General features: G+C 41.0%; 20 protein-coding genes. 18 read left to right on the top strand and 2 right to left on the bottom strand.

The genetic code is table 11. From position 1 onward, the window contains the following. Positions 1-166: 166 nt before the first annotated feature. The 14 genes from holA to BM386_RS18175 all read left to right on the top strand — a co-directional run bounded on the left by holA (position 167) and on the right by BM386_RS18175 (position 16,435). A complete protein-coding gene (gene holA, locus BM386_RS18240) occupies positions 167-1,195 on the top strand; it encodes a DNA polymerase III subunit delta (RefSeq protein WP_091696895.1) in 1,029 nt (342 codons plus the stop codon). A 106-nt stretch (positions 1,196-1,301) separates the two neighbouring features. Continuing rightward, positions 1,302-4,307, top strand: coding sequence for a tetratricopeptide repeat protein (locus tag BM386_RS18235; protein ID WP_091696894.1), 3,006 nt, complete (start codon positions 1,302-1,304; stop codon positions 4,305-4,307). Positions 4,308-4,310: 3 nt separating this feature from the next. Further along, entirely contained in the window at positions 4,311-6,029 is a 1,719-nt protein-coding gene (locus tag BM386_RS18230; RefSeq protein WP_139235946.1) for a TonB-dependent receptor, read from the top strand. Between the two features lie 68 nt (positions 6,030-6,097). Beyond that, positions 6,098-6,892 carry a hypothetical protein gene (locus BM386_RS18225; protein ID WP_091696890.1) on the top strand — a complete coding sequence of 265 codons (795 nt, stop codon included), beginning with the start codon at positions 6,098-6,100 and terminating at the stop codon, positions 6,890-6,892. A 1-nt stretch (position 6,893) separates the two neighbouring features. Then, positions 6,894-7,580 carry a MotA/TolQ/ExbB proton channel family protein gene (locus tag BM386_RS18220; protein WP_091696888.1) on the top strand — a complete coding sequence of 229 codons (687 nt, stop codon included), beginning with the start codon at positions 6,894-6,896 and terminating at the stop codon, positions 7,578-7,580. Between the two features lie 5 nt (positions 7,581-7,585). Beyond that, positions 7,586-7,975 (top strand): ExbD/TolR family protein, encoded by a 390-nt coding sequence (locus BM386_RS18215; RefSeq protein ID WP_057937742.1) that lies wholly within the window; start codon positions 7,586-7,588, stop codon positions 7,973-7,975. 4 nt (positions 7,976-7,979) lie between these two features. Further along, positions 7,980-8,936 (top strand): energy transducer TonB, encoded by a 957-nt coding sequence (locus BM386_RS18210; RefSeq protein ID WP_091696886.1) that lies wholly within the window; start codon positions 7,980-7,982, stop codon positions 8,934-8,936. A gap of 3 nt (positions 8,937-8,939) precedes the next feature. Further along, positions 8,940-10,271, top strand: coding sequence for a bifunctional folylpolyglutamate synthase/dihydrofolate synthase (locus tag BM386_RS18205; RefSeq protein WP_091696885.1), 1,332 nt, complete (start codon positions 8,940-8,942; stop codon positions 10,269-10,271). Beyond that, positions 10,272-10,931, top strand: coding sequence for a tRNA (guanosine(46)-N7)-methyltransferase TrmB (gene trmB, locus BM386_RS18200; protein WP_091696883.1), 660 nt, complete (start codon positions 10,272-10,274; stop codon positions 10,929-10,931). A 157-nt stretch (positions 10,932-11,088) separates the two neighbouring features. Continuing rightward, the gene (locus BM386_RS18195) at positions 11,089-11,787 is read left to right on the top strand and encodes an SIR2 family NAD-dependent protein deacylase (RefSeq protein ID WP_091696882.1); all 699 of its coding nucleotides are present in this window, start codon (positions 11,089-11,091) and stop codon (positions 11,785-11,787) included. 49 nt (positions 11,788-11,836) lie between these two features. Further along, positions 11,837-12,772, top strand: a complete 936-nt coding sequence (locus BM386_RS18190; protein WP_091696880.1) for a DUF5996 family protein — start codon at positions 11,837-11,839, stop codon at positions 12,770-12,772. 92 nt (positions 12,773-12,864) lie between these two features. Then, positions 12,865-13,980: a serine hydrolase domain-containing protein gene (locus BM386_RS18185; RefSeq protein ID WP_091696878.1), complete on the top strand. Its 1,116-nt coding sequence runs from the start codon at positions 12,865-12,867 to the stop codon at positions 13,978-13,980. Positions 13,981-14,246: 266 nt separating this feature from the next. Continuing rightward, positions 14,247-15,266 carry an L-glyceraldehyde 3-phosphate reductase gene (mgrA, locus tag BM386_RS18180; protein ID WP_091696875.1) on the top strand — a complete coding sequence of 340 codons (1,020 nt, stop codon included), beginning with the start codon at positions 14,247-14,249 and terminating at the stop codon, positions 15,264-15,266. Then, positions 15,263-16,435: an MFS transporter gene (locus BM386_RS18175; protein ID WP_170857129.1), complete on the top strand. Its 1,173-nt coding sequence runs from the start codon at positions 15,263-15,265 to the stop codon at positions 16,433-16,435. Before mgrA ends, BM386_RS18175 begins: the two co-directional genes overlap by 4 nt. Before the next feature lie 104 nt (positions 16,436-16,539). Here the strand turns inward: BM386_RS18175 and BM386_RS18170 are convergent, their stop codons facing one another. Next, positions 16,540-17,331, bottom strand: coding sequence for a hypothetical protein (locus tag BM386_RS18170; RefSeq protein WP_170857128.1), 792 nt, complete (start codon positions 17,329-17,331; stop codon positions 16,540-16,542). Positions 17,332-17,529: 198 nt separating this feature from the next. Between BM386_RS18170 and BM386_RS18165 the strand changes: the two genes are divergently transcribed. After that, entirely contained in the window at positions 17,530-18,654 is a 1,125-nt protein-coding gene (locus BM386_RS18165) for a pyridoxal phosphate-dependent aminotransferase (RefSeq protein ID WP_091696872.1), read from the top strand. Then, entirely contained in the window at positions 18,654-19,205 is a 552-nt protein-coding gene (locus BM386_RS18160; protein ID WP_091696870.1) for a GNAT family N-acetyltransferase, read from the top strand. The genes BM386_RS18165 and BM386_RS18160 overlap by 1 nt, the downstream gene beginning before the upstream one ends. Positions 19,206-19,233: 28 nt before the next feature. On the opposite strand, the gene BM386_RS18155 is transcribed toward BM386_RS18160, so the two are convergent. Further along, positions 19,234-20,463 carry an Nramp family divalent metal transporter gene (locus BM386_RS18155; RefSeq protein ID WP_091696868.1) on the bottom strand — a complete coding sequence of 410 codons (1,230 nt, stop codon included), beginning with the start codon at positions 20,461-20,463 and terminating at the stop codon, positions 19,234-19,236. Positions 20,464-20,559: 96 nt separating this feature from the next. Here BM386_RS18155 and BM386_RS18150 point away from each other — a divergent pair, with 96 nt between their 5' ends. Then, positions 20,560-21,570: an alpha/beta fold hydrolase gene (locus BM386_RS18150; RefSeq protein WP_091697199.1), complete on the top strand. Its 1,011-nt coding sequence runs from the start codon at positions 20,560-20,562 to the stop codon at positions 21,568-21,570. Continuing rightward, positions 21,560-22,804, top strand: coding sequence for a DNA recombination protein RmuC (locus BM386_RS18145; RefSeq protein WP_091696866.1), 1,245 nt, complete (start codon positions 21,560-21,562; stop codon positions 22,802-22,804). Before BM386_RS18150 ends, BM386_RS18145 begins: the two co-directional genes overlap by 11 nt. The last annotated feature ends 54 nt before the right edge of the window (positions 22,805-22,858 follow it).

Here is a 22,858-nt window from a genome sequence, read left to right as displayed (position 1 = left end):
CAGACTTGGACTTTTCCAAATACAGTCTCCTGACTGCTCGTCGAAAACTGTTTCTCTTTCAAAGACAAAGTTAACGCCTGAATAGTTTACCAAAGAATCTTTCCTTGGTTTTTGCAGGCAAATGGATAGGCCTGTTATCTTTAAGGCTTGAGATTATTCCTGATTTATGCCCCAAACACCACAAGCTGTACTTAAAGATCTGAAAGCGAAAAAGTTTGCTCCCATTTACTTTTTGGATGGGGAGGAGCCTTTCTTTATCGATCAGATTACCGATTACATTGAAAAGAATGCAATTGCTGAGCATGAGCGTGGATTCAATCAGGTGGTGCTTTATGGAAAAGACGCAAATGTCGGTTTGATCCTTAATAATGCGAGGAAATTCCCGATGATGGCGGATCGTCAAGTAGTGATCGTTAAAGAAGCTCAGAGCTTGTCAGATCTCACCAAAGAAGATTCTCAGAAATTACTGGTCAACTACGTTCAAAATCCGCTTCCGAGTACGATTTTGGTTTTTGCGCATAAGTATAAAAAATTGGATGGTCGATCTGCACTTTACAAGGAGCTAGATAAGAAAACTGTCTATGTGCGTTCGGACAAAGTAAAAGATTACAAGTTGACTGAATGGATTGAGGGCTTTATCAAGGAAACAGAGCATTCAATAGATAACCGAGCAGCCCAACTGTTATCGGATTCTATCGGCAATAACCTAGAAGTGCTTTCCAATGAAATAGGGAAGATGCTGATCAATTTTCGTGAACCTACGAAAATCACCAATGAGCATATTTCCAAGTATATAGGGATTAATAAAGATTACAACAACTTTGAGTTTTTGAAGGCTATAGGATTTAAGGATGTGGTGAAAGCCAATAAAATCATCCATTATTTCATCCAAAACCCAAAGGCAAACCCGGTGATTCCCATGTTTTCACTGATGTTCAACTACTTCACCAGAATTGCTTTAATCCATCAAGCCAAGAAAACTGGAGCCAGTGAGCAGCAGCTTGCCAGCCTTTTGGGACTGCCTCCATTTGTGGTCAAAGAATATTTAGTAGCGTCCAGAAACTATAATTTGGGCAAGGTAATTGATGTGTTCGCATACATCAAAGAGGCCGATCTTCGTTTTAAAGGAGTTGACTCCGGAAGTCTAAGCGAAGCAGAAAACCTCCGAGAGCTTGTTTACAAGATTTTGCATTGATTACCTAAGCCACTATTTGAAATCCAGCATTATTTCAAGCTCCAAACAACTGGATATTGTAATATGCTAGTTTCCATCTGGCTATTAAAAACCTAAAAATTAGCAGATGAAATACCACCTTGTGCTCTTTGCGAGCCTGCTCGGTTCGAGCCTTGGACTTAGTTTAGAGGCATATTCCCAGTCTTCCCTCTATCAGACGAGTCCACAACAGAAGCTAGATCACAATCTGGCCCTTTTTGATAAGCAGCTATATTCTGCAAGTATCTATGACAATTCCAGACTTCTGGAAAAGCCTGTTAATTCAGGTCAAGCCAAAGCTGCAGAATTAAATCGCGCTATGGCCGCTCTCCAATTGGAAAGTCCAGATGGTCCGGGTTTGATGAAGCAATACATTTTTGATCATGGAAATGATCCGTCGGTAACTACTGCTGGCTTGTATTTGGGAGATCACTTTTTCTTTAAAAGAAATTTCGCGGAAGCAATAGAAAGCTACAAACTGGTAGATTCAGAAAAGCTGCCTCTGGAAAATCAAGCTGAGGTACTTTTCAAACAGGGATATTCCTATTTTCAGCTCAATCAGTATGCTGAAGCCGCTCCATATTTTGATGCGGGTAAAGCGCTTAATCAACAGGCAAGCTTTGATTCCTATTACTATAGTGGCTTTATCGCAATGGAAAATGGGAATACCGGTAAAGCAATCGCTGATCTTCAGACAGCTTCACAATCTACTTTTTATGCCAACAAGGTTCCTTATCTATTGGCAGCGCTATATTATAAACAAGGTAGTTATGATCAGTTGATCAGCTATGCAGAGCCTAAGTTGACGAATGGTCAGAATTTGGAGAAAAAGGATTTGATCTATTTGTATCTAGCCGAAGCATATTATGCTAAGAAAAACTTCCCAAAGGCAGCTGAGAACTATGACGCTTTCATCAATTCCCGTCCAAGTGAAGAGCTAGGTAGAAATGAAATTTACAAAGCAGGGATATCTCAGTTTGAAATCAAAAACTACCAAAGAGCGACAGATTACCTGAAAGTTTCCGCTTCATCTGAAGATGAAATCGGTCAAGCTTCCAGTTATTATTTGGCTCATGCCTATTTGAAATTGGAGAATTATCAGTTTGCTTCTACCAGTTTTCAATCGGCTGCTAAATCTGACTTCAATCCAATCATTAAAGAAGAGTCTATTTTTAATTACGCCAAGGTAAATCTTCAGAAGGGGAGTTTCCAGTCTGCGATTACAGCTTTGGATGAATATGTAGAAGCTTACCCGTCTGGTAAATACAGAGCAGAAGCGGAGAATTTGCTTTCAGAAGCGCTTGTAAATACAAATGATTATTTGCGGGCAATCGAGCAAATGGATAAAATCACCAACAAGTCTCCAAGAATTCAGGAGGCTTACCAAAAGGTGGCTTTCTATCAGGCCATGGTTTATTACCGTGACCAAAAGTGGAATCCGGCTTTGGCTTATCTGGATAAATCACTGAAGTTTCCGGTGGATAAAAACCTGGTGTTGGATTCCTACTTCTGGAAAGGAGAAATCAGTTCTGCTGCGGATAATTTGCCTCAGGCGATCAAATCCTACGAGCAAGTACTGAGCAATCGTCCTTCAGGAACAAACGGAACGGTTACTAAGACTTATTACGGACTTGGTTACGCATACTTCAATTCTCAAAACTATTCAAAAGCAGAAGATCAATTCAGAAGATTCACTGAAAACAGACAGGTTATTGCCAATAAGCAGCAATACGACGATGCGATTTTGAGATTAGGGGATTGTTACTATGTTCAGAAAAGATTCGGTGAAGCCGCTTCTACTTTCCAAAAGGCCATCAATGAAGGGAATTCTGGTGCGGATTACGCTTATTACAGATTGGCTGTAGTACAAAATTTCCAATCCAGAAATCAGGAAGCGCTAGGTCAACTGGATGTACTGATTTCCCGCTACCCTAATAGTTTGTACTTGGAGGATGCGCTTTATCAGCGTGGGCAGATTTATATGGAGGAAACAAGCTATCAGGCTGCGTCGGTTTCATTCTCTGATTTGTTGAGCTCCAAGCCGAATAGTCCTTTTGTTCCTTATGCTTTGGAAGGCAGAGCGGTGGCAAATTTCTCCCTTCAGAATTACGATCAGACGGTGAAGGATTACAGCACAATATTAAATAATCACCCAAATTCTGAAAATGCTGAGACCGCACTTAAAGGTCTTCAGGAAACACTTGCACTCCAAGGTAGATCTGGGGAATTTTCTGATTATTTGACCCAATACAAAGATTCAAATCCAAGTAACGGTAGTGTACAATCTTTAGAGTTTGAGGCTGCAAAAGGAACGTATTTCGATAAAAACTATGCGCAGGCGATACGTGGATTTGAGAACTACCTGAAGAGTTATCCTCAATCAGCACAGCGTGCAGATGCGCTGTACTTCCTTGGCGATAGCTACATGCAGGTAGGTGATATGGATAAAGCTTTGGCACAATTTAAAACCTTGGAACGTGAACCCGCTTCACCACAGCGACTTCGGGCTATGCAAAAGATCGGAGTAATCGAATTGGAAAGAGGAAACTTTGCGCAAGCAATACCTTATCTGGAGACTTCGGTACAAAATGCCAGAAGCAAACCAGAGGAAGCTGAGGCAGTCCAGGGATTGATGATTGCAAACTTTGAAACAAAGAATTATCAGCAGGCGATCACTCAAGCGGAGCGTTTGGCAACGTTAGATGGAGTGATTCCAGAGACTTCCCCAGAGGCATTGCTTATCAAAGCCAAATCCCAAAATGGGTTAAACCAAAAACCACAGGCGGAATTGACCTTGACGGCTTTGGTTGCTGATTATAAAACTGAGCAGGGTGCTGAGGGGCTCTATTTATTGGCCCTTGCTTCTCAGGAAAAAGGAGAAATCACGCAATCCAATGAATTGATTTTTGACCAATCGGGTTCATTTGTCAATTATGATTACTGGTATGGTAGGATATTTTTGCTTCTGGCAGATAATTATGTGAAGAGCGGGGAGGAGTTCCAGGCAAAAGCCACCTTGGAATCTATCGTGGAAAACTCTACCAATCCAGAAATAAAAGAAATGGCTCAATCCAAACTTCAAACTCTTAATTAAACCATGATGAAGCTAGCGAAAACTATCCTTTTGACAGGAATTATCGGTTTGACATCCGGATGGGCTTTGGCACAAACCCAGCAACGTGGAGCAGTGACTGATCAGGAATTTGTGATCCGAAAAGACCGTGTATTGACAGTACCAGTGCAGCCTAGGATGTATGAGAAACTTCCAGTTTTGCCAAAACCCACTGGCTTAAATGAATATAATTACTTGGTGAGCAGCTATCCTTTGAATCTAAAACCTTTGGAATTGAAGGCTGAACCATCCCAGAAAGTTTATACTCCTGAGAGATTAGACCTCTATCAAGGATATATAAAGGCTGGATATGGAAACTTTGCTTCACCACTTTTGGAAGCTAGATACATGGGAACTGACATTGCTGACTTTAATTATTCATTGCAGCTGAATCACCAGAGTTTTGGTAAAGGGCCGGTTTTGGCTGAGGAGTCCAAAGAGGCGCATACGAATTTAGGTTTTGATGGGAGTTACTTTACGGATCTATTTGAGATTTTCGGAGGGCTAAGTTGGAATCAGGACAGTTATCAGTTTTATGGAGAAGATCCTAACTTTCTTATAGATGAAACTGGGCAGTTTACTGGCTTTTCCGGAAATGTCTTGCATGCTGTGGAAGCGAAAGCCGGTATCCGGGAACTGGAAAAAGTTGGTCCGATTTCATATGAAGGTCAGTTGAGCTTCAGAAACTTCACGGATAGCTACATGGTGAAGGAAAACCAATTTGGAGCTGAGGGAAGTTTGACTTTCAGACCTACAGAAGATTGGGCAGGTAGAGTCGGCTTATCCTATTTCTCTACAAGTCCTGAAGATGTAAATTATTCTTTGAAGAGAACTTATTTCGCTGTTCGTCCTACTATTTCCTACAAATACAACGACTTTAACTTCACTGCAGGATTAAATCTCGTGTCAGAAAATGATTCTGTGGAGGATAAATCAAGCGATTTTCATGTGTTTCCAGTATTAAAAGCAAACTATCAGTTTGCTGAGGAATTTGGCTTTTTTGCAGAATTCTCAGGAGACGTGCAGCGTAATACTTATTACAGTTTTGTAAGTGAAAACCCATACTTGGGACCAAGTGATCAATTGCTTAATACTATTCAGAATTACAAAGTTGAAGGTGGGATAGAAGGTCAGTTTGGTGGAGCATTCAGTTATCGTGGTGCGATCAATATGAGCCGCTACAATCAGATGCACTTCTTTGTGAATAATTACACCAATAATTTGGTCACCTCTGATTCAGCAAGATTCAGCTTAGTGTATGATGAAAAAACTACGGTTTTCAATATCAATGCAGAATTGGGATATAAATTCTCAGATATGTATTCTCTGAATAGTAGATTAGATCTTTATCAATATGATCTAAGCACGCAGGCGGAAGCCTGGAACAGACCTATTTGGGAATTGAGAGTCAACAATCAGATTACTCCAATCAAGCGATTAATTGTTCAGGCAAATTTGAATTTGATGGGAGGGATCAAGGCACGTGGCCATGATTTAAGCGATATTTTTGGAGAAACTGGCCCATATGAAGTGGTGAAATTGAAGACTATTGCTGATTTGCAACTGAAAGCTGATTATGGCATTACGGATAGAATCTCAATTTTTGCCGAAGGCAATAATCTCCTAAATGGTCGAAATATGCGCTGGCTAAACTATCCTGTGAGAGGAATTCAATTCATAGGTGGCGCTTCATTTAAATTCTAAGATTGTTTGCGGCATTGGGTTGGGCTTTAGACTCAATTCAATTAGTTTCGTAACATTCCCCGAAAACAATGACTGGTAAAACGACAGATAATAAGCATTGGACTGATCCAAAAGACTATGGGCTTCCCTATGTAGAAGTTGTGCCTTTGGCTCAAACTGATGCGCCTAAAAGAGAGGAAGAAGTAATAGCTCCAATTGATGTAAGTGAAGTTAAAAAGAGAACTATACAATCTGTAAAACCATCTTTTGCTGAAGAAGAAAAAGCCTCTAAACCTGAGCAGAAAGAACAAAAAATAGAAGCAAAAAAATCCAATAATTCTTGGATATGGATTGCTGCTGTTTTGGCCTTGGCGGTAGTCCTGGTGATTATTTGGCAAATGAACAAGTCTGTGGTTCCAAATCAGGATTCGGAGGAACTTGTTTCAGGACCTATAGAAGGTTTGGCAGCGGAAGAAAATGATGCAGTATCCCTCAATTCCACCCCAACTGAAGAAACTCAATTAAGTGATAATCAGCCATCTATTTCAGATTCTATAACTTCTGTTTCACCTGTCGCAGAATCAGCTCAAACTGGTACAACTATTGCGTCAGAGGTATCAGGAACCTTGGTCCGGGTTGAAGAAAAAGCCAGCCGCCCGTATTTCTATGTAGTTGTCGGTAGCCTCCCAAATGAAGCTATGGCTATCGAGGAGGCACAGAAATACATGGATAGAGCAGAAACGGTTTATTTGATCCTACCATACGAAGATGTCACTAATTATCGTTTGGCAATAGCAGGCTCAATCGGCTTCACTGAGATGACGGAAGAGCTAGCTCGGGTTAAGGACCAGTACACAGAAGATTTATGGATTTTGAAATATTAATATGATTCTACTTCAAACGCTCTCTACAGATACACTTTCTGCAGCAGATAGCCTGGCGATGGGTGCCACCAATAATGACATAGGACTTCTTGACCTGTTAATCAAAGGCGGATACATGATGGTTCCGCTTTATCTTTTGTTCATTCTTGCGATTTTTATCTTTGTTGAGCGATTAATTACACTCAATAAGGCTTCCAAAACATCAACCCACCTGATGGATCAAGTGAGAGTATTGGTGCAAAGTGGTCAGACCGAAAAGGCGAAAATTCTTTGTGCAGGTGAACATACGCCAGTTGCAAATATGATTGCCAAAGGTGTAGAGCGTATTGGTTCTCCTTTAAAAAATATCGAAGTAGCTATCGAGAATGTTGGTAAAATCGAGATTTACAAGTTGGAGAAAAACTTGAATCTTTTAGCAACAGTGTCCGGAGCGGCCCCTATGATTGGTTTCTTGGGAACAGTCGCAGGTATGATTCAAGCGTTTATTGCCATTGCACAGGAAGAAGGAATGGTTTCGCCAAAGCTTCTTTCTGAAGGAATCTATGAAGCGATGATTACTACCGCAGCCGGTTTAGTGGTAGGTATTATTGCTTACTTGGGATATAACTATCTCGTATCGAAAGTATCGAAGCTTGTTCACAATATGGAGTATTCTTCGATAGAATTTATTGATTTGCTTCAAGACTAATTACTATGGGACTTCAAGCGAAAAATAAAGTAGATCCAGCATTTAGCATGTCATCAATGACAGACATTATTTTCCTGTTGTTGATCTTCTTTATGCTTACATCTTCCTTCATCACGCCTTCTGGACTGCCTGTAAACTTACCTTCCAGCGAGACTTCAGACATCGTAATGCAGGAAGTTACCGTTACAGTTACTAAGGATTTGAAGTACTCTGTAAACGACAAAATTGTCCCAAGGGAACAAATCAAGGGGGAATTGACTTCTTTACTTAAGGATAAGAAAGGTCAAGTCGTGTTGCACATAGATAAAGATGTTCCAGTAGAGTATCTGGTGGAGATCGGAGGAATTGCAGCAGGATTAGAAGCAAATGTTTCCATAGCTACAAAACCATTCTAAATCAATGGAATACTGGAATGCAGATAAAATAGAGAACGAAAGCAAAAAGAAATCGTGGATAATCACCATTATCTTCAACGTGTTGCTTTTGATTGCGCTCTATTTTATTGTGGTTTGGAAGCAACCCGTGCCACCTTTGCCTGCATTCGGACTCGAATTAAATCTGGGTTTCACACCAACAGGTTCTGGCGAAAGAAATAGCCCAGCGCCGCCATCAGAAACTCCAACACCAGTAGTAGAAGATGCTGCACCGGGTGAAATAGCTGAAGCTGTAACCCAACCAGCCACACCTCCTCCCAGTCCCAAAACTGAGACTGCTAAACCAGCTGCTCAGCCGAAACCCTCTGTAAATAAAGCTGTGACAACAAAACCTTCTCCAATAAAAGGAGAGGAAAAAGCTACCGAACAAACCAAAAAACCTGAACCAGTTAAAAAGGAAGTGGCCAAGCCGGTAGAAACTCCAGCTAAAGCTGAGGAAAAGGAAACTGTTCAAAAAGCACCTGAAAAACCTAAAATTGATCAGAGAGCAATCTTTGGTGCAGGTGGAACTTCAGGAAAGGGAACTACACCAGCTTCTGGTGGTGCGCAAGGAACCTCCAATGAAAAAGGGGATGAAGGCGACCCGAAAGGCACCGTGGACGGAAGAGCGATTATGGGCGTGGGTTCTGGAAAAGGAGCGAACTCAGGGGATGGCTATAGCCTGGACCTTGCGGGATGGGATTTTGCGAATAGACCGAATATCAATGATAGAGTTTCTACCCGTAATGGTAGAATAGTTTTTAAAATTACCATTGATGATCTCGGTAGAGTAGTGCAGGCGGTTCCTTTGGAATACAATGTTTCAAATGATGTTTTGGCTTATTACCGTCAGGTAGTAAATCAGATATCCTTCAAGAAGCAAGGCGGTGCTGCAGCAGAATTCTCTACAGGCAAGATCACGTTTGTTATTAAGGTAGATTAAGCAATGAATTACCAGGAGACGCTGGATTATTTGTTTAATTCCCTTCCCATGTTCCAGCGAGTGGGAGCATCTGCTTTCAGGAAGGACCTTGCCAGTACAATTGCTCTTTGCGATCATTTAGGAAATCCAGAGAATAAATTCAAATCAATTCATGTGGCAGGCACTAATGGGAAAGGAAGTTCTTCCCATAGTTTGGCCGCTATTTTTCAAAGTGCAGGATACAAGACTGGACTTTATACTTCCCCACATCTTAAATCATTCACTGAGCGAATTAAAATTAATGGACTGGAAATCAGTCCTGAGTTAGTCGTTCAGTTTGTGGAAGAAAATAAAAGCTTTCTCGATGAATTGAAGCCTAGCTTCTTTGAGATGACCGTTGGGATGGCCTTTTGGTATTTTGCTCAACAGGAAGTGGATATCGCCATCGTGGAAGTGGGAATGGGAGGCAATTTCGATAGTACGAATATCATCAGGCCTGAGCTTTCTTTGATTACCAATATAGGTTTTGACCATGTTCAGTTTTTGGGTGATACTTTACCTTTAATCGCGGGTGAAAAAGCCGGAATTATTAAGCAAAATGTACCTGTGGTGATCAGCGAAACGCATGTAGAGACGAAGCCTGTTTTCATTGAAAAGGCTCATGCGATGAATGCTCAAATTACATTTGCTGATGAAAACTGGACTGCTTCAAAAGTTTCTGAAGAGGATGGCAAGGCCATGTATAAAGTTGTCATTAGTGAAGAGTCAGAGTGGTCTGTGAAGACACAGACCACGGCACAGGGAGAGGAAACGATTGATTTGACTTTTGGACTGAATGGAAACTATCAGAAATATAACCTTCCGGGTATTTTAGAATCTGTCTCTCAGATGAAAAGTCAAGGCTGGAATCTTCCATCCAAAGCAGTTTTGGATGGTTTGCAAAATGTGACTGAATTAACTGGCTTGAAAGGTAGGTGGCAGACGCTTTCAACAAATCCGACGGTGATTTGTGACACGGGACATAATGAGGCTGGATTTCGAGAAATATTGGCACAATTAGAAACTTACAGCTTTGATAAGCTGTGGATGGTCCTCGGTATGGTTCAGGACAAGGATATTTCCAAAGTGCTTTGCATGCTTCCTGCATCAGGCAATTATGTCTTTTGCGAAGCTAAACTACCTAGAGCTCTTCCAGCAAATCAAATGGCAGAAAAGGCAGTTTCAGTGGGTTTAAAAGGTGAAGTAATTCCTGATATTAATGCAGCTTTGGCATTTGCCAGAAAAAATGCAGGAGAAGATGACTTGATTTTTGTGGGAGGGAGTACTTTTGTGGTTGCAGAAATCGAAGAGCTTTAGATGAGTAGAAAAAAACTGGTTCGCTTCCAAGAGAACGACGAGAATCCAAATGTAATCCAGGCTGGAAAGCCAATTTTTGAAACGATCAAAGGAAACTGGAATGAAGTTCAGTTTCAGAATTCAAATCCAATTGTTGTAGAACTCGCCTGCGGAAGAGGAGAGTTTACTGTCGGCTTAGCCCGAAATTTTCCCAATCTGAACTTTATTGGCGTAGATATCAAAGGGAGCCGTATCTGGAAAGGTAGCTCTACCGCGACCAAAGAAGGTATTCAGAATGTGGCTTTCCTGAGAACTCAGATAGAACTATTGGAGAAATACTTTGCACCAGATGAAATTTCTGAGCTTTGGATCACTTTTCCGGATCCTTTTCCCAGAGATGGAGACGAAAAGCGTAGATTGACTTCTCCACGTTTTTTGGATATGTACAAGCCCATGCTGAAGAAAGACGGGTGTTTACACTTCAAAACTGATAATACAGATCTTTTCAACTATTCATTGGAGCTATTCCTATCCAGAGAAGACTTAGAAGTGATTGGTTTTACGCATGACTTCTACCAATCCGAATGGAAGGATGATCACTTTGGGATACAGACGCGCTACGAAAAGATGTTTTCTGACAAAGGAGAGAAGATTAAGTACCTTAAGTGCAGGTTTAGTTAAAAGTTTCTAGCTTTCTTTTCCCGCAGATAGTCACAGATAAATTGCGCAGATGTTTTAGCTCAATTTGACGCAGTACTCTTCAAATTCTGCGACAATCTGCGATTTTGATCAGCGTTAATCTGTGGGCAAAAAGTAAATAATAAAATTGCGACAAATCATGAGCAAAAAGAAACATTTGGTAGTACTGAGTGGGGCTGGAATCTCTGCGGAGAGTGGTATCAAGACTTTCCGGGATTCTGGGGGACTCTGGGAAGGTCATGATGTGATGGAAGTGGCTTCCCCAGAGGGGTGGAGAAGAAATCGCACATTGGTTCAGGATTTTTATAACCAGCGCCGTAAGCAATTATTGGAATGTGAACCCAACCTAGCTCATTTGACATTAGCAAAATTAGAAGAGGAATATGATGTTTCTATCATCACTCAGAATGTCGATGATCTACATGAGCGCGCTGGATCCACTAAAGTTATTCATCTTCATGGGGAGTTGAGGAAAGCTCAGAGCACCTTGGATCCAACATTGGTATATGATCTGGATCACTGGGAGATCAAAGAAGGCGATAAATGCGAGCGTGGAAGTCAGTTGAGGCCATTTATAGTCTGGTTTGGCGAGCAGGTGCCCATGATGGATTTGGCTATAGAGCTTGTTTCGACTGCGGATATTCTTGTAGTAATAGGGACTTCATTGCAGGTTTATCCAGCTGCAGGATTAGTGGATTTTGTGCCAGCTAGCAGCAAGTTATTTTTGATTGACCCGACTAGTCCTGGAGTTCGCTTAAATAAAAAGGTTGTTTATATCTTGGAAAATGCTACTTCAGGGATAATTACTTTTGGAAAAATGCTAAAGTCTGAGATTTAATTTTTGTTCAGGAAGGAAAACCTATAAATTGAAGGATAAACTTTTACCTATGGCATCGAAAAAGAATTCTTGGCCTGCATTTCAATTTGAAGAGAACAAAGACACCATTTATCTCTTGCATCAGTGGACTCAGATTGTCGGAAAAGTACGTCTGAAGAAATCTCCCTGGCAAAATCATTCTTGGCATGTATCACTCTATGTAGATTCGCAAGGTCTTACCACAGGTCTGATTCCCTATGAAAATGGAGTTTTTGAGATCAAATTCGATTTCATTCATCATGAATTGAGACTGAAAACCAGTAATGGCACGAGAGACCGATTTGAATTGGGGGGGCAGACGGTCGCTAGTTTCTATGAACAATTGATGGAAAAGTTGAAGTTTTTGGGAGTAAATGTGAAAATTCACGAAACCCCAAATGAGATTCCCAATCCAATACCATTTCCAAAAAACAAGAAACGCTTGATGTATCAAGCAAATACAGCTCAAACCTTTTGGAAAATTTTAGTACAAATTCAAAATGTTTTTGGTGTATTCAGAACCAAATTCACCGGTAAAAGTAGTCCAATCCATTTCTTCTGGGGGTCTTTTGACTTGGCATACACACGCTTTTCTGGTAATAAAGCACCTAAATTTTCGGGTCAAGTGCCTAATATACCTACTTCCGTGATGCAGGAGGCATATTCTCATGAGGTGTTCAGTGTAGGATTTTGGCCAGGAAGTGAGCAATTTCCTATGCCAGTTTTCTATGCATATTGCTATCCTAATTACCCTGAATTTCAGGATGCTAAAGTGTCTCCGGCAAGTGCCTATTGGAGCAAGGACATGGGGGAATTTATGTTGAATTATGCAGATGTTCAAAAGTCACCCGCTCCTGCTGAAATGCTTCTTGAGTTTATTCAGAGCACTTATAATTCAGCTGCCAAACTGGGTGATTGGAATCAGGAAAGTCTTGATTGTGATTTCTCTCATATGGATAGCAAGTAGGACAACGCTGTTCCTTCTTTGTTTAGCTGCTTAACTTGGATTTAAACTGTTCAGGTGATTCAAGCAAATTTTGAGTAAAAGACCATTTCTCCATGAAGCAGAAAATCAAAGTGTTTTTAGCAGTATTGGCTTTCTGGTCTGCCTTATTCATTATCTGGGAATGGTGGCGTAGTTTTCCAAGAGTACGGATCAAACCCGCTGCAAAGGTAAACAGCATGCAAGAGGGGGTAGATTCCATCCTACAGCAGGCAATGTCAACTTATTTATTACCTAGTGTTTCTGTTGCGATTGTAAAGAAGGGAGAAGTGGTTTACCTGGATGCTTTCGGGTATGAAAATCTAGATACAAAGGATTCTCTAACGGTAGATAGTAAAATTTTGGTGGCTTCTATTTCCAAAATATTTACCGCCTTAGGTGTAGCAGGTACCCTCCAGAAAAGCGGGATAAGTGCAACGGATTCCTTGGCAGCATTAGGTCTAAAGGATATCAATACTTCTTCATTAGCAAATCTTCAATTTGGAGATTTACTCAGTCATACCTCTGGACTTAGGGATAAGAATTTTAGAGAAAAAATCATGTCATCCTCCAAGACCCAGACTTTGCATGATTGGGGAGTAGGCTTCCAGAAAACGCCACATACTACCGATTATGGATATGTAGGTTATTTCTACGCGGATTCGAATTTCGACCTTTTAGGTTATTTGCTCGCCGAATCAGAACAAGATGATTTCAGCACACTCATGCAAAGAGAAGTTTTTGCTTCTTCGGGAATGTTGAATTCTGAGTTTGTCAATATCTGGCCAATTGAAGAAACTGGGATCACTGGATACCAGAAAACCTTTCTCTGGAAGCGGATTGGGCCGAAAAAAATCAAGTTTCAAATTCTACCTTCTCCCTCTTCAGGATTAGTGACCACCACCAAAGACATGAGTTTAGCCTTATCGCATTTGCTAAAAGGCCATGCTGGCGCATACTCCGAAGCGCTAAGCTGGCTTGATACTGAGGATGAAATTCCCTTAGGTTTTCAGAAAATTCAACTATTGGGTGCCGATTGGATTGGTCATTTTGGAGGTCAAGCCGGTTATTCAAGCTTATTGTTTTATTCCAATGAAACCGATACGGGTATTTTTCTTTTTTCTAATTCCAGAGACGAGCAGGGTTTTAGAACCGAAATAGCAATTCAAGTATTGTCCTATATTTCACCATAATCATATTTCTAAATGAAATAATCCTTCCCTTACCCAGTTATTATTCTTTCTGCAGTAGTGATTTATCTATATGCAGGAGGATTAATGGATTTAATCACTCCGACTAACTTGGGCATGATGGCTGTAATAGCTGCTGCTGGTATAAAATACCATAACTGGATAGGCTACTTATGGAAAAGTTGACTGCTTCTTATGGTCTTAGGTTTGATATCAGTTTTAATCGCTCTAATTTGGTTTGCTTAAACTAACATTTAAACCTACAAATCATGGATATTAACGATCATTCACCTCTTTTGCCTTATCAACCAGCTGCTGATCGCTACCATCAGATGAAGTACCGCAGGTGCGGAAATAGTGGCTTAGTACTGCCTGAAATCAGCCTAGGACTTTGGCATAATTTCGGTCACAATGCTGATTTTACCCTAGGCAGATCTATTCTTCGTCGTGCTTTTGACCTTGGGATTTGCCATTTTGACTTGGCAAACAACTATGGGCCTCCATTTGGATCCGCAGAAGAGAATTTTGGGAGAATGCTGAAAAAGGACTTCGGCACCTTAAGAGATGAACTGATAATTTCCTCCAAAGCAGGCTGGGATATGTGGCCTGGACCTTATGGGAACTATGGTTCCAAAAAATATCTGGTGGCGAGCTGTGACCAAAGCTTAAAGAGAATGGGACTTGATTACGTGGATATTTTCTACCATCATAGACCTGATCCAGATACGCCACTTGAGGAAACCATGGGTGCTCTTGATATTTTAGTACGCCAAGGAAAAGCACTTTACGTAGGCATTTCTCAATATAGTGCAGAAGATACTGCCAAAGCCTACGCTATTTTGGAACGTCTCGGTACGCCACTTTTGATTCATCAGCCGCGATATTCGATGATTGATCGCTGGGTAGAAAATGGTTTGATGGACGTTTTGGGCCAAAAAGGGGTTGGAAGCATTGCCTTTTCTCCACTAGAGCAAGGATTACTAACTGATAAATATCTGAAAGGAATTCCTAAAGATTCCCGAGCAGCCAAAGATGGTAGATACCTGAAAGTTGAGCAGATTTCTGATGAAAAAATCAGCATGATTTCCAAGCTAAATGATATTGCATTAGAGAGAGGGCAAACGCTAGCTCAAATGGCGATCGCCTGGTTGCTAAAAGATCAAAGAATTACATCCGTTTTGGTGGGAGTTTCCAAGCCTGAGCAATTGGATGATAATGTAGCTGCTGTGAAGAATTCTACTTTTAGTCCTGATGAAGTGAAAACTATCAGAGGAATTTTAGGAGCTTGAATTCCCAGTTAACATCTCGAAGTGCCTTGATTTTGATAGTCATTGCTCAATTTCTCGGCACTTCGCTTTGGTTTGCCGGTAATGCTGTAGCTCCGGAAATCAGCCAAATTCTCAATGAGCCTGAAATTTTGGCTACTATCACATCTGTAGTTCAGTTCGGGTTTATTTTGGGGACTTTAGTATTTGCTTTTTTTTCTGTTCCAGATCGATTTTCACCGAGTAAAATATTCTTGGTCAGCTCTATTCTCGCAGCCAGCGTGAATCTGCTGATTGTTGTTTTACCTATGCAATTATCAGTTGTGCTGGTTTGCCGCTTTTTGGTCGGGTTTTTCTTAGCTGGGATTTATCCCATAGGTATGAAAATCGCCGCGGACTACTATCAAAAAGGGCTTGGTGCAGCCTTAGGTTTTTTGGTAGGAGCCTTGGTTTTGGGCACCGCTTTTCCTCATCTTCTGAAGGGACTTGATCTGGATTTTTCCTGGCAAATAGTAATCTGGGTTACATCTGGACTCGCATTGCTTGGAGGAGTCATAGTTGGTTTATTTGTTCCTGATGGGCCTTTTCATAAGATCAATTCCAAATTTGATTTTCGTTTATTAACCAAGCTATCTAGGATTTCGCCATTGAAAAGTGCCGCATCGGGGTACTTTGGACACATGTGGGAGCTTTATACTTTTTGGGCGTTCGTGCCTGTTTTGATTGTTTTTTTTCAGGGAAATGAAGCTATGGAGGCAAGTGATAGCTTACTAACCTTTTTTGTAATAGCAATAGGTGCATATTCTTGTGCTATAGGGGGAGTGATAGCGAAGCGACAAGGAAGTTCAAAAGTGGCACAAGTAGCACTTATAGGCTCTGGATTATGCTGTGTTTTGGTGCTTGTTGCGTCTGGATTACCAAGTTGGGTTTGGATCAGTTTGTTATTAATCTGGGGAATGTTTATCACAGCAGATTCACCACAGTTTTCCACCTTAGTAGCTCAAAGTGTACCTGCGGAATATCGCGGTACTGCACTTACTCTTGTCAATTCTATGGGGTTTGCATTATCAATTGTCAGTATCCAGTTCGCTCAATTTCTGCTGGAATGGATTAGGATAGATAGAGTATTGGCCATGCTTTTTATTGGTCCATTGCTGGGTTTGATGCTTTTTCGCTTTTATAAACACCAATAGCTTTTTTGTATCTCTTTGTCCATTGAGCATTGATTATGTCTTTCTAATTTGACATAAAAAAAGGGAAGCTCCTTCCGAAGCCTCCCGCGTAAGTTCCAACCGGACTATCGAACTACGTTTTCTAATGTTGCCAGGTAAACCCATTTTTGATCTCTGGAGTTTAACCCTTCATTTACAGCTAATCGTTGTGCCTCTGTTTGATTCATATCCTCATAGGATTGGGCATTGAAAAACTGCATGTAATCTTTATACACATTCATGGTCAAATGCGTGGATTTGGCTTCAGACCCAAGAGGAAGTGCCGTTCTCAGCAAGCTCCAATGTCCCATCAAACCTTGCTCTACAAACTTCTGGTGTATGGGTTTGAATGTCGTTGACTCAGCCTCTTCATAAGCTTCAAAATTCCCTTCTTTCGCTTTCATCAGATCGAAAGATGCCAATACACCTGGTTTCATTTGGAAGTTATCATTAGTATGTGCAATCTCTCGCATATACAGCCTCATGGGCATATCACGCATACTCAGTGATTCTTGAAACAATTTGCTCACCTGTAAGCTGTTCAGATGCGGGTAGGCAATTTTGGTGTATTCCATCATCGACTGTTCATCGAGCCCATTCATCATTTTCACAGGATCATCGTAATAGGTGACCATGATGTATTGAAAATCGGAACGATCGCCACCGGATTGTAAAGACCAGAAATCCCAACCTTTGATTCTCTTGTCGCTTAGCGCCTGCCGGTAAACTTTTTCCATTAAATCTTTAAATTCGATGTAGTCAAAAAGTTGCTCGTTTTCAACTTTGACAAATTCGAATACCATATACTGCGTTTGCTGAGCCTTGAGACTACTTACCCAAAGCATCCCAAAGACTAAGAAAAATAATAGCTTTTTCATGAATATTAGGGTTTAGGGTTAATTTCGCTTTTGTATAATTTAAATAATTATTTTGAGCCACTAACAAATAATAATAGATAATTTTATAATAGGTCGTTTATACCAAACAGGCTATTGTTAATAAAAGATCTTTACTGATGAAAATATTCCAATAGGTGCGGTTATATATTATTATTTTAACAATTAAAAGGTGAAATTATGTCAGGAATTTCAAGAAGATTATGGTTAAAAAAAGCTTCGCTTGGCACTGGCTTAGCTGCCTTAGGAACTACAGGTGTCATCAGTTCGCTTAGTGCCGAGGAAGTCAGAAGGTTTAACCCCAGATCCATAGCTTCACCTATTCGCTTAGGCTCTAACGAAAATCCATATGGACCTTCTGAATCTATGAGAAAGGCGATGACTAAAGGTTTTGATAATGGCTGTAGGTATCCTTGGGGCTACAATGCTGATCTAGTCAAAATGATCGCTGAAAAAGAGGGGGTGCCTGAGGATCATGTTGTACTAGTCGCAGGATCTACTGAAGGACTAAAGATTGCAGGAATTACCTTTGGCAGTGGGGGAGAGATTATTTCCTGCTCGCCTACTTTTTTGACCATGATGAATTATGCAGAGGTATGGGGTACGGATATCAATTGGGTTCCTCTGAATAAGGACTTAGACTTCGATCTGGAGGAAATAGAAAAGCGTGTTTCCTATAAAACTAAAATGGTTTTTCTATGTAATCCGAATAACCCAACGGGCAAATTACTTCCAGCGAATCAAGTCGTTGATTTTTGCAAAACGGTAAGTAAGCAAGCGGTGGTTTTCTCTGATGAAGCCTATTACGATTACATCAAGGAGCCAAACTACCCGTCCATGGTTGAGTTGGTGAAGGAAGGCTATGATGTAATCGTCTCCCGTACTTTTTCTAAAGTTTATGGACTAGCAGGAATCAGAATGGGGTATTTGATAGCAAAGCCTGAGTTGGCCAAAATGCTTTCAGATCGCGTGGTCGCCAATACAAATATTATGGCGATTGAAGCGAGTAAAGCAGCGCTACTGGATACTGATTTTTACAACTTTTCTCTTCAGAAAACGAATGAAGCAAAAGCTTTACTTACACATACTCTAAATGAATTAAAATTGCCTTATTTAGATTCCCATGCCAATTTCATCTTTTTCCAATCTGGAAGAACTATCAAAGAATTGAACAAGGTGATGTATGACAAAGGTTTTATCATCGGCAGGCCATTTGAACCCTTAACTGACTGGTGTAGAATTTCAACCGGCACCATCGAAGAGGTCAAACTTTATAATCAAGCAATCACAGAAGTTTTAGGCTAATGCTCAATCCGAATTTAGTTTTAGAGAATGATAAAATCCTGCTCAGGCCTATCACAGAGCAGGATTTTCCTGTTTTGATGTCCTTGGCAACTGATCCAAGTCTATGGACTTATTTCACTTATGACCTGAGCGTCCCTGAGGAATTTGTAGAATGGGCAAAGCCTGCTTTTGCTGGAAGTCGCTTACAGTTTTTGGTTTGGGACAAACACCACAATCAAGCAGTGGGAAGTACTGCTTTTGGAAATTTTTCTGAACGAGATGAACGCATAGAAATAGGCTGGACTTGGCTTGGAAGAAAGTTTCATGGAACAGGAATAAATCAAGCGATGAAGCTTTTGATGCTGGACTATTGCTTTGAGACACTAAAGCTCAAGCGCGTAGAAATAAAAACCGATGTGCTGAATATGCCAGCCCGAAAAGCATTGCTAAAATTAGGTGCTGTAGAAGAGGGGATCTTGAGAAGCCACACCTTGCTTACGCATGGAAGACGAAGAGATACGATTTATTATAGTGTTTTGGATAGCGAGTGGGATAGAATTAGAATAGAATAATTCAAGTAAAACCTGCTGAAAAATTCTACTAAAATGTAATCCCCAAAACCGCCAAAATACTTTTCAAACCCAGGACCAAAGTGACTAGCCAGATCAAAACCGCCAGGAAAGTGTAGCCTAATCTATTTCGGTAATCCCCTAGTGTTTCTTTTTGCGAAGCAACCCAGATAATCCATCCGCTGATAAGTGGAAGAAGAACTCCATTAGCCAGTTGGGCAAGCGTGATCAATTGCACAGGTTTGATTCCTAAGGAAGCAAAAAGTAATCCCAGACCTACGATTACTCCCATCGAAGCTCGCATGGATCGGGATTGGATTTCCTGACTCCAGCCCAGTATTCCACAGATTACCAATCCAGCAGCCAGTGGTGCAGTGATGCTGGAAGTAAGTCCAGCTGCCATCAAGCCAAATCCCATCAAGTATTTTGCAAAGCTTCCGAAGACTCCTTCCAGACCTTTGGATACATCAATAGCGCTTTTGATTTCGCTGCTCGTATTTGCTGCTCCTACCATCAAAATAGCCATGGAAACCAACCCGCCTAGAATTATGGAAATTGCAATATCTCTTCGCATCCATACAATATCTTCAGACCCTGACCAACGATTTTTGGCTAAACTGGCATAAAGAAACAGGTTGTAAGGAACTACGGTAGTTCCGATTAAAGCGACAAGCGTTGGGAGATTTGCGTCATTCCAACTTGGGATAAACCCTGAAAAAACAGCTGACCAATCGGGTTTTGTGAGAATGGCTGTCACTGAGAAAGCTATAGACATGAATATCACCAAAGCAACCAGTATTCGCTCCAGCGCTTTATAATTTCCCAGCCAAAGTATAGCAAAAGCAAAAAGGCCTAGGATTAGATTTCCTGTTTGTATTTCAAAACTTGCAACATTGATGATCGGTGCATCCCAGAAAACCTGCAATCCCAAATTGGTTCCTGATATATTTCCGGATTCGTAAGCGGCATTTCCAAGTCCAATGGCTATCAGCACCAGAATCATGGAGAACACTCTGAAAAGTGGCTTTCCGGTTTGATTACGTATCAATTGGCTGAGATCCTGACCAGTCACCAATCCAAGTCTGCCGGAAATTTCCTGCAGAATCACCGTAGCAATAATCGATAATCCCAATGCCCAAAGTAAAGCAAACCCAAAATTGACTCCGGCCAAAGTGCAGACGGTCACCGTACCGGGGCCGATGAAAGCAGCGGCGATGATAGAGCCCGGCCCGAGATTTTTAAAAAATGTTTTAAGACTCAAGGTTTATCTTTAAAGGTTTAGCTAGAGATTAGGGTAGAATTTTTGTACTTTTTCTATTCTACCGAGAATAAACATTATTTCAAAAAAGCCGAATTTATGGGTTGGATCAAACGAATTTTAAAAGTATTGACTGTTATTCTTTTCGCGTGTTTGTTCTTTTTAGGGTTATGTTATAGAAATGATATCCCAGCAGAGGAAATTGAGCAAAAATACGCTACAGGAGAATCCCATTTTATTTCCCTAGACGGTATCAATGTCCATGTGCGGATAATAGGAGAAGGTGAGCCAATAATTCTCCTTCATGGTAGCTTTTCTTCACTGCATACCTGGGATGCTTGGCAGCAAGAGTTGAGCCCCTACTTTTTGACTATTTCCATCGATTTTCCCGGGCATGGACTTACTGGTCCAGATGAGCTGAAGCGATATAGTTTGACAGATTACTCTCTTTTGGTTTTGGAGTTATCTGAAAAGCTGAATCTTGATAAATTTCACTTGGCGGGTAATTCTATGGGTGGAGCAGTGGCGATGCAGGTAGCTTCTACTAGACCAGATAAAGTGCTCTCTTTGAATTTTGTAGATGCTTCAGGTGTTCCTTCTACTTTAAATAAAAATTTGGATTTAAAAGAATCAAAGAAAAGTGATCCTTGGATTTTTAAATTGGCAAAGAATCCAGTGCTTTCATCCATACTTCTGAAATGCACTCCCAAGTTTCTTTTTGGGATGAATATGAAACAAGTGTATGCTGATCCCGAAAAGGTCACTGATGAGGCCATTACCCGGTATTATGAGCTGATGCTTCGGAAGGGGAATAGAAAAGCGACTTTGGATCGAATGGGAGCACCGCGAGAATCACGAATTGACTTTGACAGGTTGGATATGCCTACTTTGATCATGTGGGGAAAAGAGGATTCGTGGATTCCTGTAACTCAGGGGTATGCTTTAGAAAAAGCAATTCCTGGATCTAAACTGGTTGTTTTTGACAATGCTGCTCATGTGCCGATGGAAGAAATACCGACGGAATCTGTCGCTAAATATCTCTCATTTTTAGGGGTGGAAGTACGAAAGGACTACTTTCAAGAACCCAAACTGATGACATATGCCGATTGAGTATTTGATTATTGTAGTAATCATTCTTCAAGTGATTTTCATGCTTTTATTTTTTCTACGAAAGAATAATGAGCAGGAAAAAGCCTTTTTGCAAGCAGAACTTGCTAGAATGAGCAAAGAGCTAGAAGTAGCTTTGGCGCAATCCAGACGTGAGGCTAGTGAGAATCTGGCGAATCAGTTTCAGTTGGTATTTAACAGTATCCGAGCCAATTCCAAAGATCAAAATGAGGCGTTGAAGTCTTTTGGAGAGGTTTTTAGACAAAATGTGCAAGAGTTTAATTCACTTCAGCGGGAGAAGTTTTCCGAATTGAACAGAAGGCAGGAGGATTTGATGAAAACTACAGAGTTGCGCTTGGAAAAGATCCGTGAGACAGTAGATGAAAAGCTTCAGAAGACGTTGGAAACCCGTTTGGGACAGTCTTTTGAAATGGTGAGCAATCAGCTTCAGGCAGTACAAAAGGGACTAGGTGAAATGCAAAGTCTCGCAAATGGAGTCGGGGATCTGAAGCGGGTTTTGACCAATGTGAAAAGCCGGGGAGTGCTTGGTGAATATCAGTTGCAGGCAATTTTGGAGAATCTGCTTACTGCAGAGCAGTATATTTTAAATGCAGAAGTTGGCAAAGGGAACCGCGAGCGGGTGGAATTCGCGGTGAAAATGCCCGGTCAACATGAGCCTGTATTATTGCCGATTGATTCGAAATTCCCTCAGGAGTCTTATCTGAGGCTTGTTGATGCGTATGAAGTAGCGTCTAAAGCAGAGATTACAATGGCTAGAACTGAGCTTTTCAAAGCGGTAAAAAAAGCTGCTCAGGATATACAGAACAAATACATCAATCCTCCTCACACTACGGATTTCGCCATTCTGTTTCTCCCAGTAGAAAGCCTCTATGCAGAAATCCTACGTGAACCTGGACTGACTCAGCAAATCCAACAGGAATATAAAGTGCTGGTCACTGGCCCTACCACACTTTCTGCAATCTTGAATAGTCTTCAAATGGGGTTTCGGACGCTGGCTATTCAGAAGCGTAGCTCGGAGGTTTGGCAGATTTTGGGAGCGATCAAAACTGAGTTTGGGAAGTTTGGAGAGTTGATCGAAAAGACCCAGAAGAAGCTAAATGAAGCCAATTCTGAACTAGACAAGCTGGTCGGTGCCCGGACGAGAGTTATTCAGCGAAAGCTTAAAGACATTCAGGAATTGCCCGAAGCTGAAAGCAGTAAGCTTCTCGAGGATTGAACCAATTGAAGGAGATAAGTCTTGAAAATGTCCCTTCAAAAAACTGACTCAAAA

The sequence above is a fragment of the Algoriphagus locisalis genome (assembly GCF_900116615.1).
GTDB classification, from domain to species: Bacteria; Bacteroidota; Bacteroidia; order Cytophagales; family Cyclobacteriaceae; genus Algoriphagus; species Algoriphagus locisalis.
Note: the sequence above shows the minus strand (reverse complement) of the source record. Positions and strands in the feature narration are given on the sequence as shown.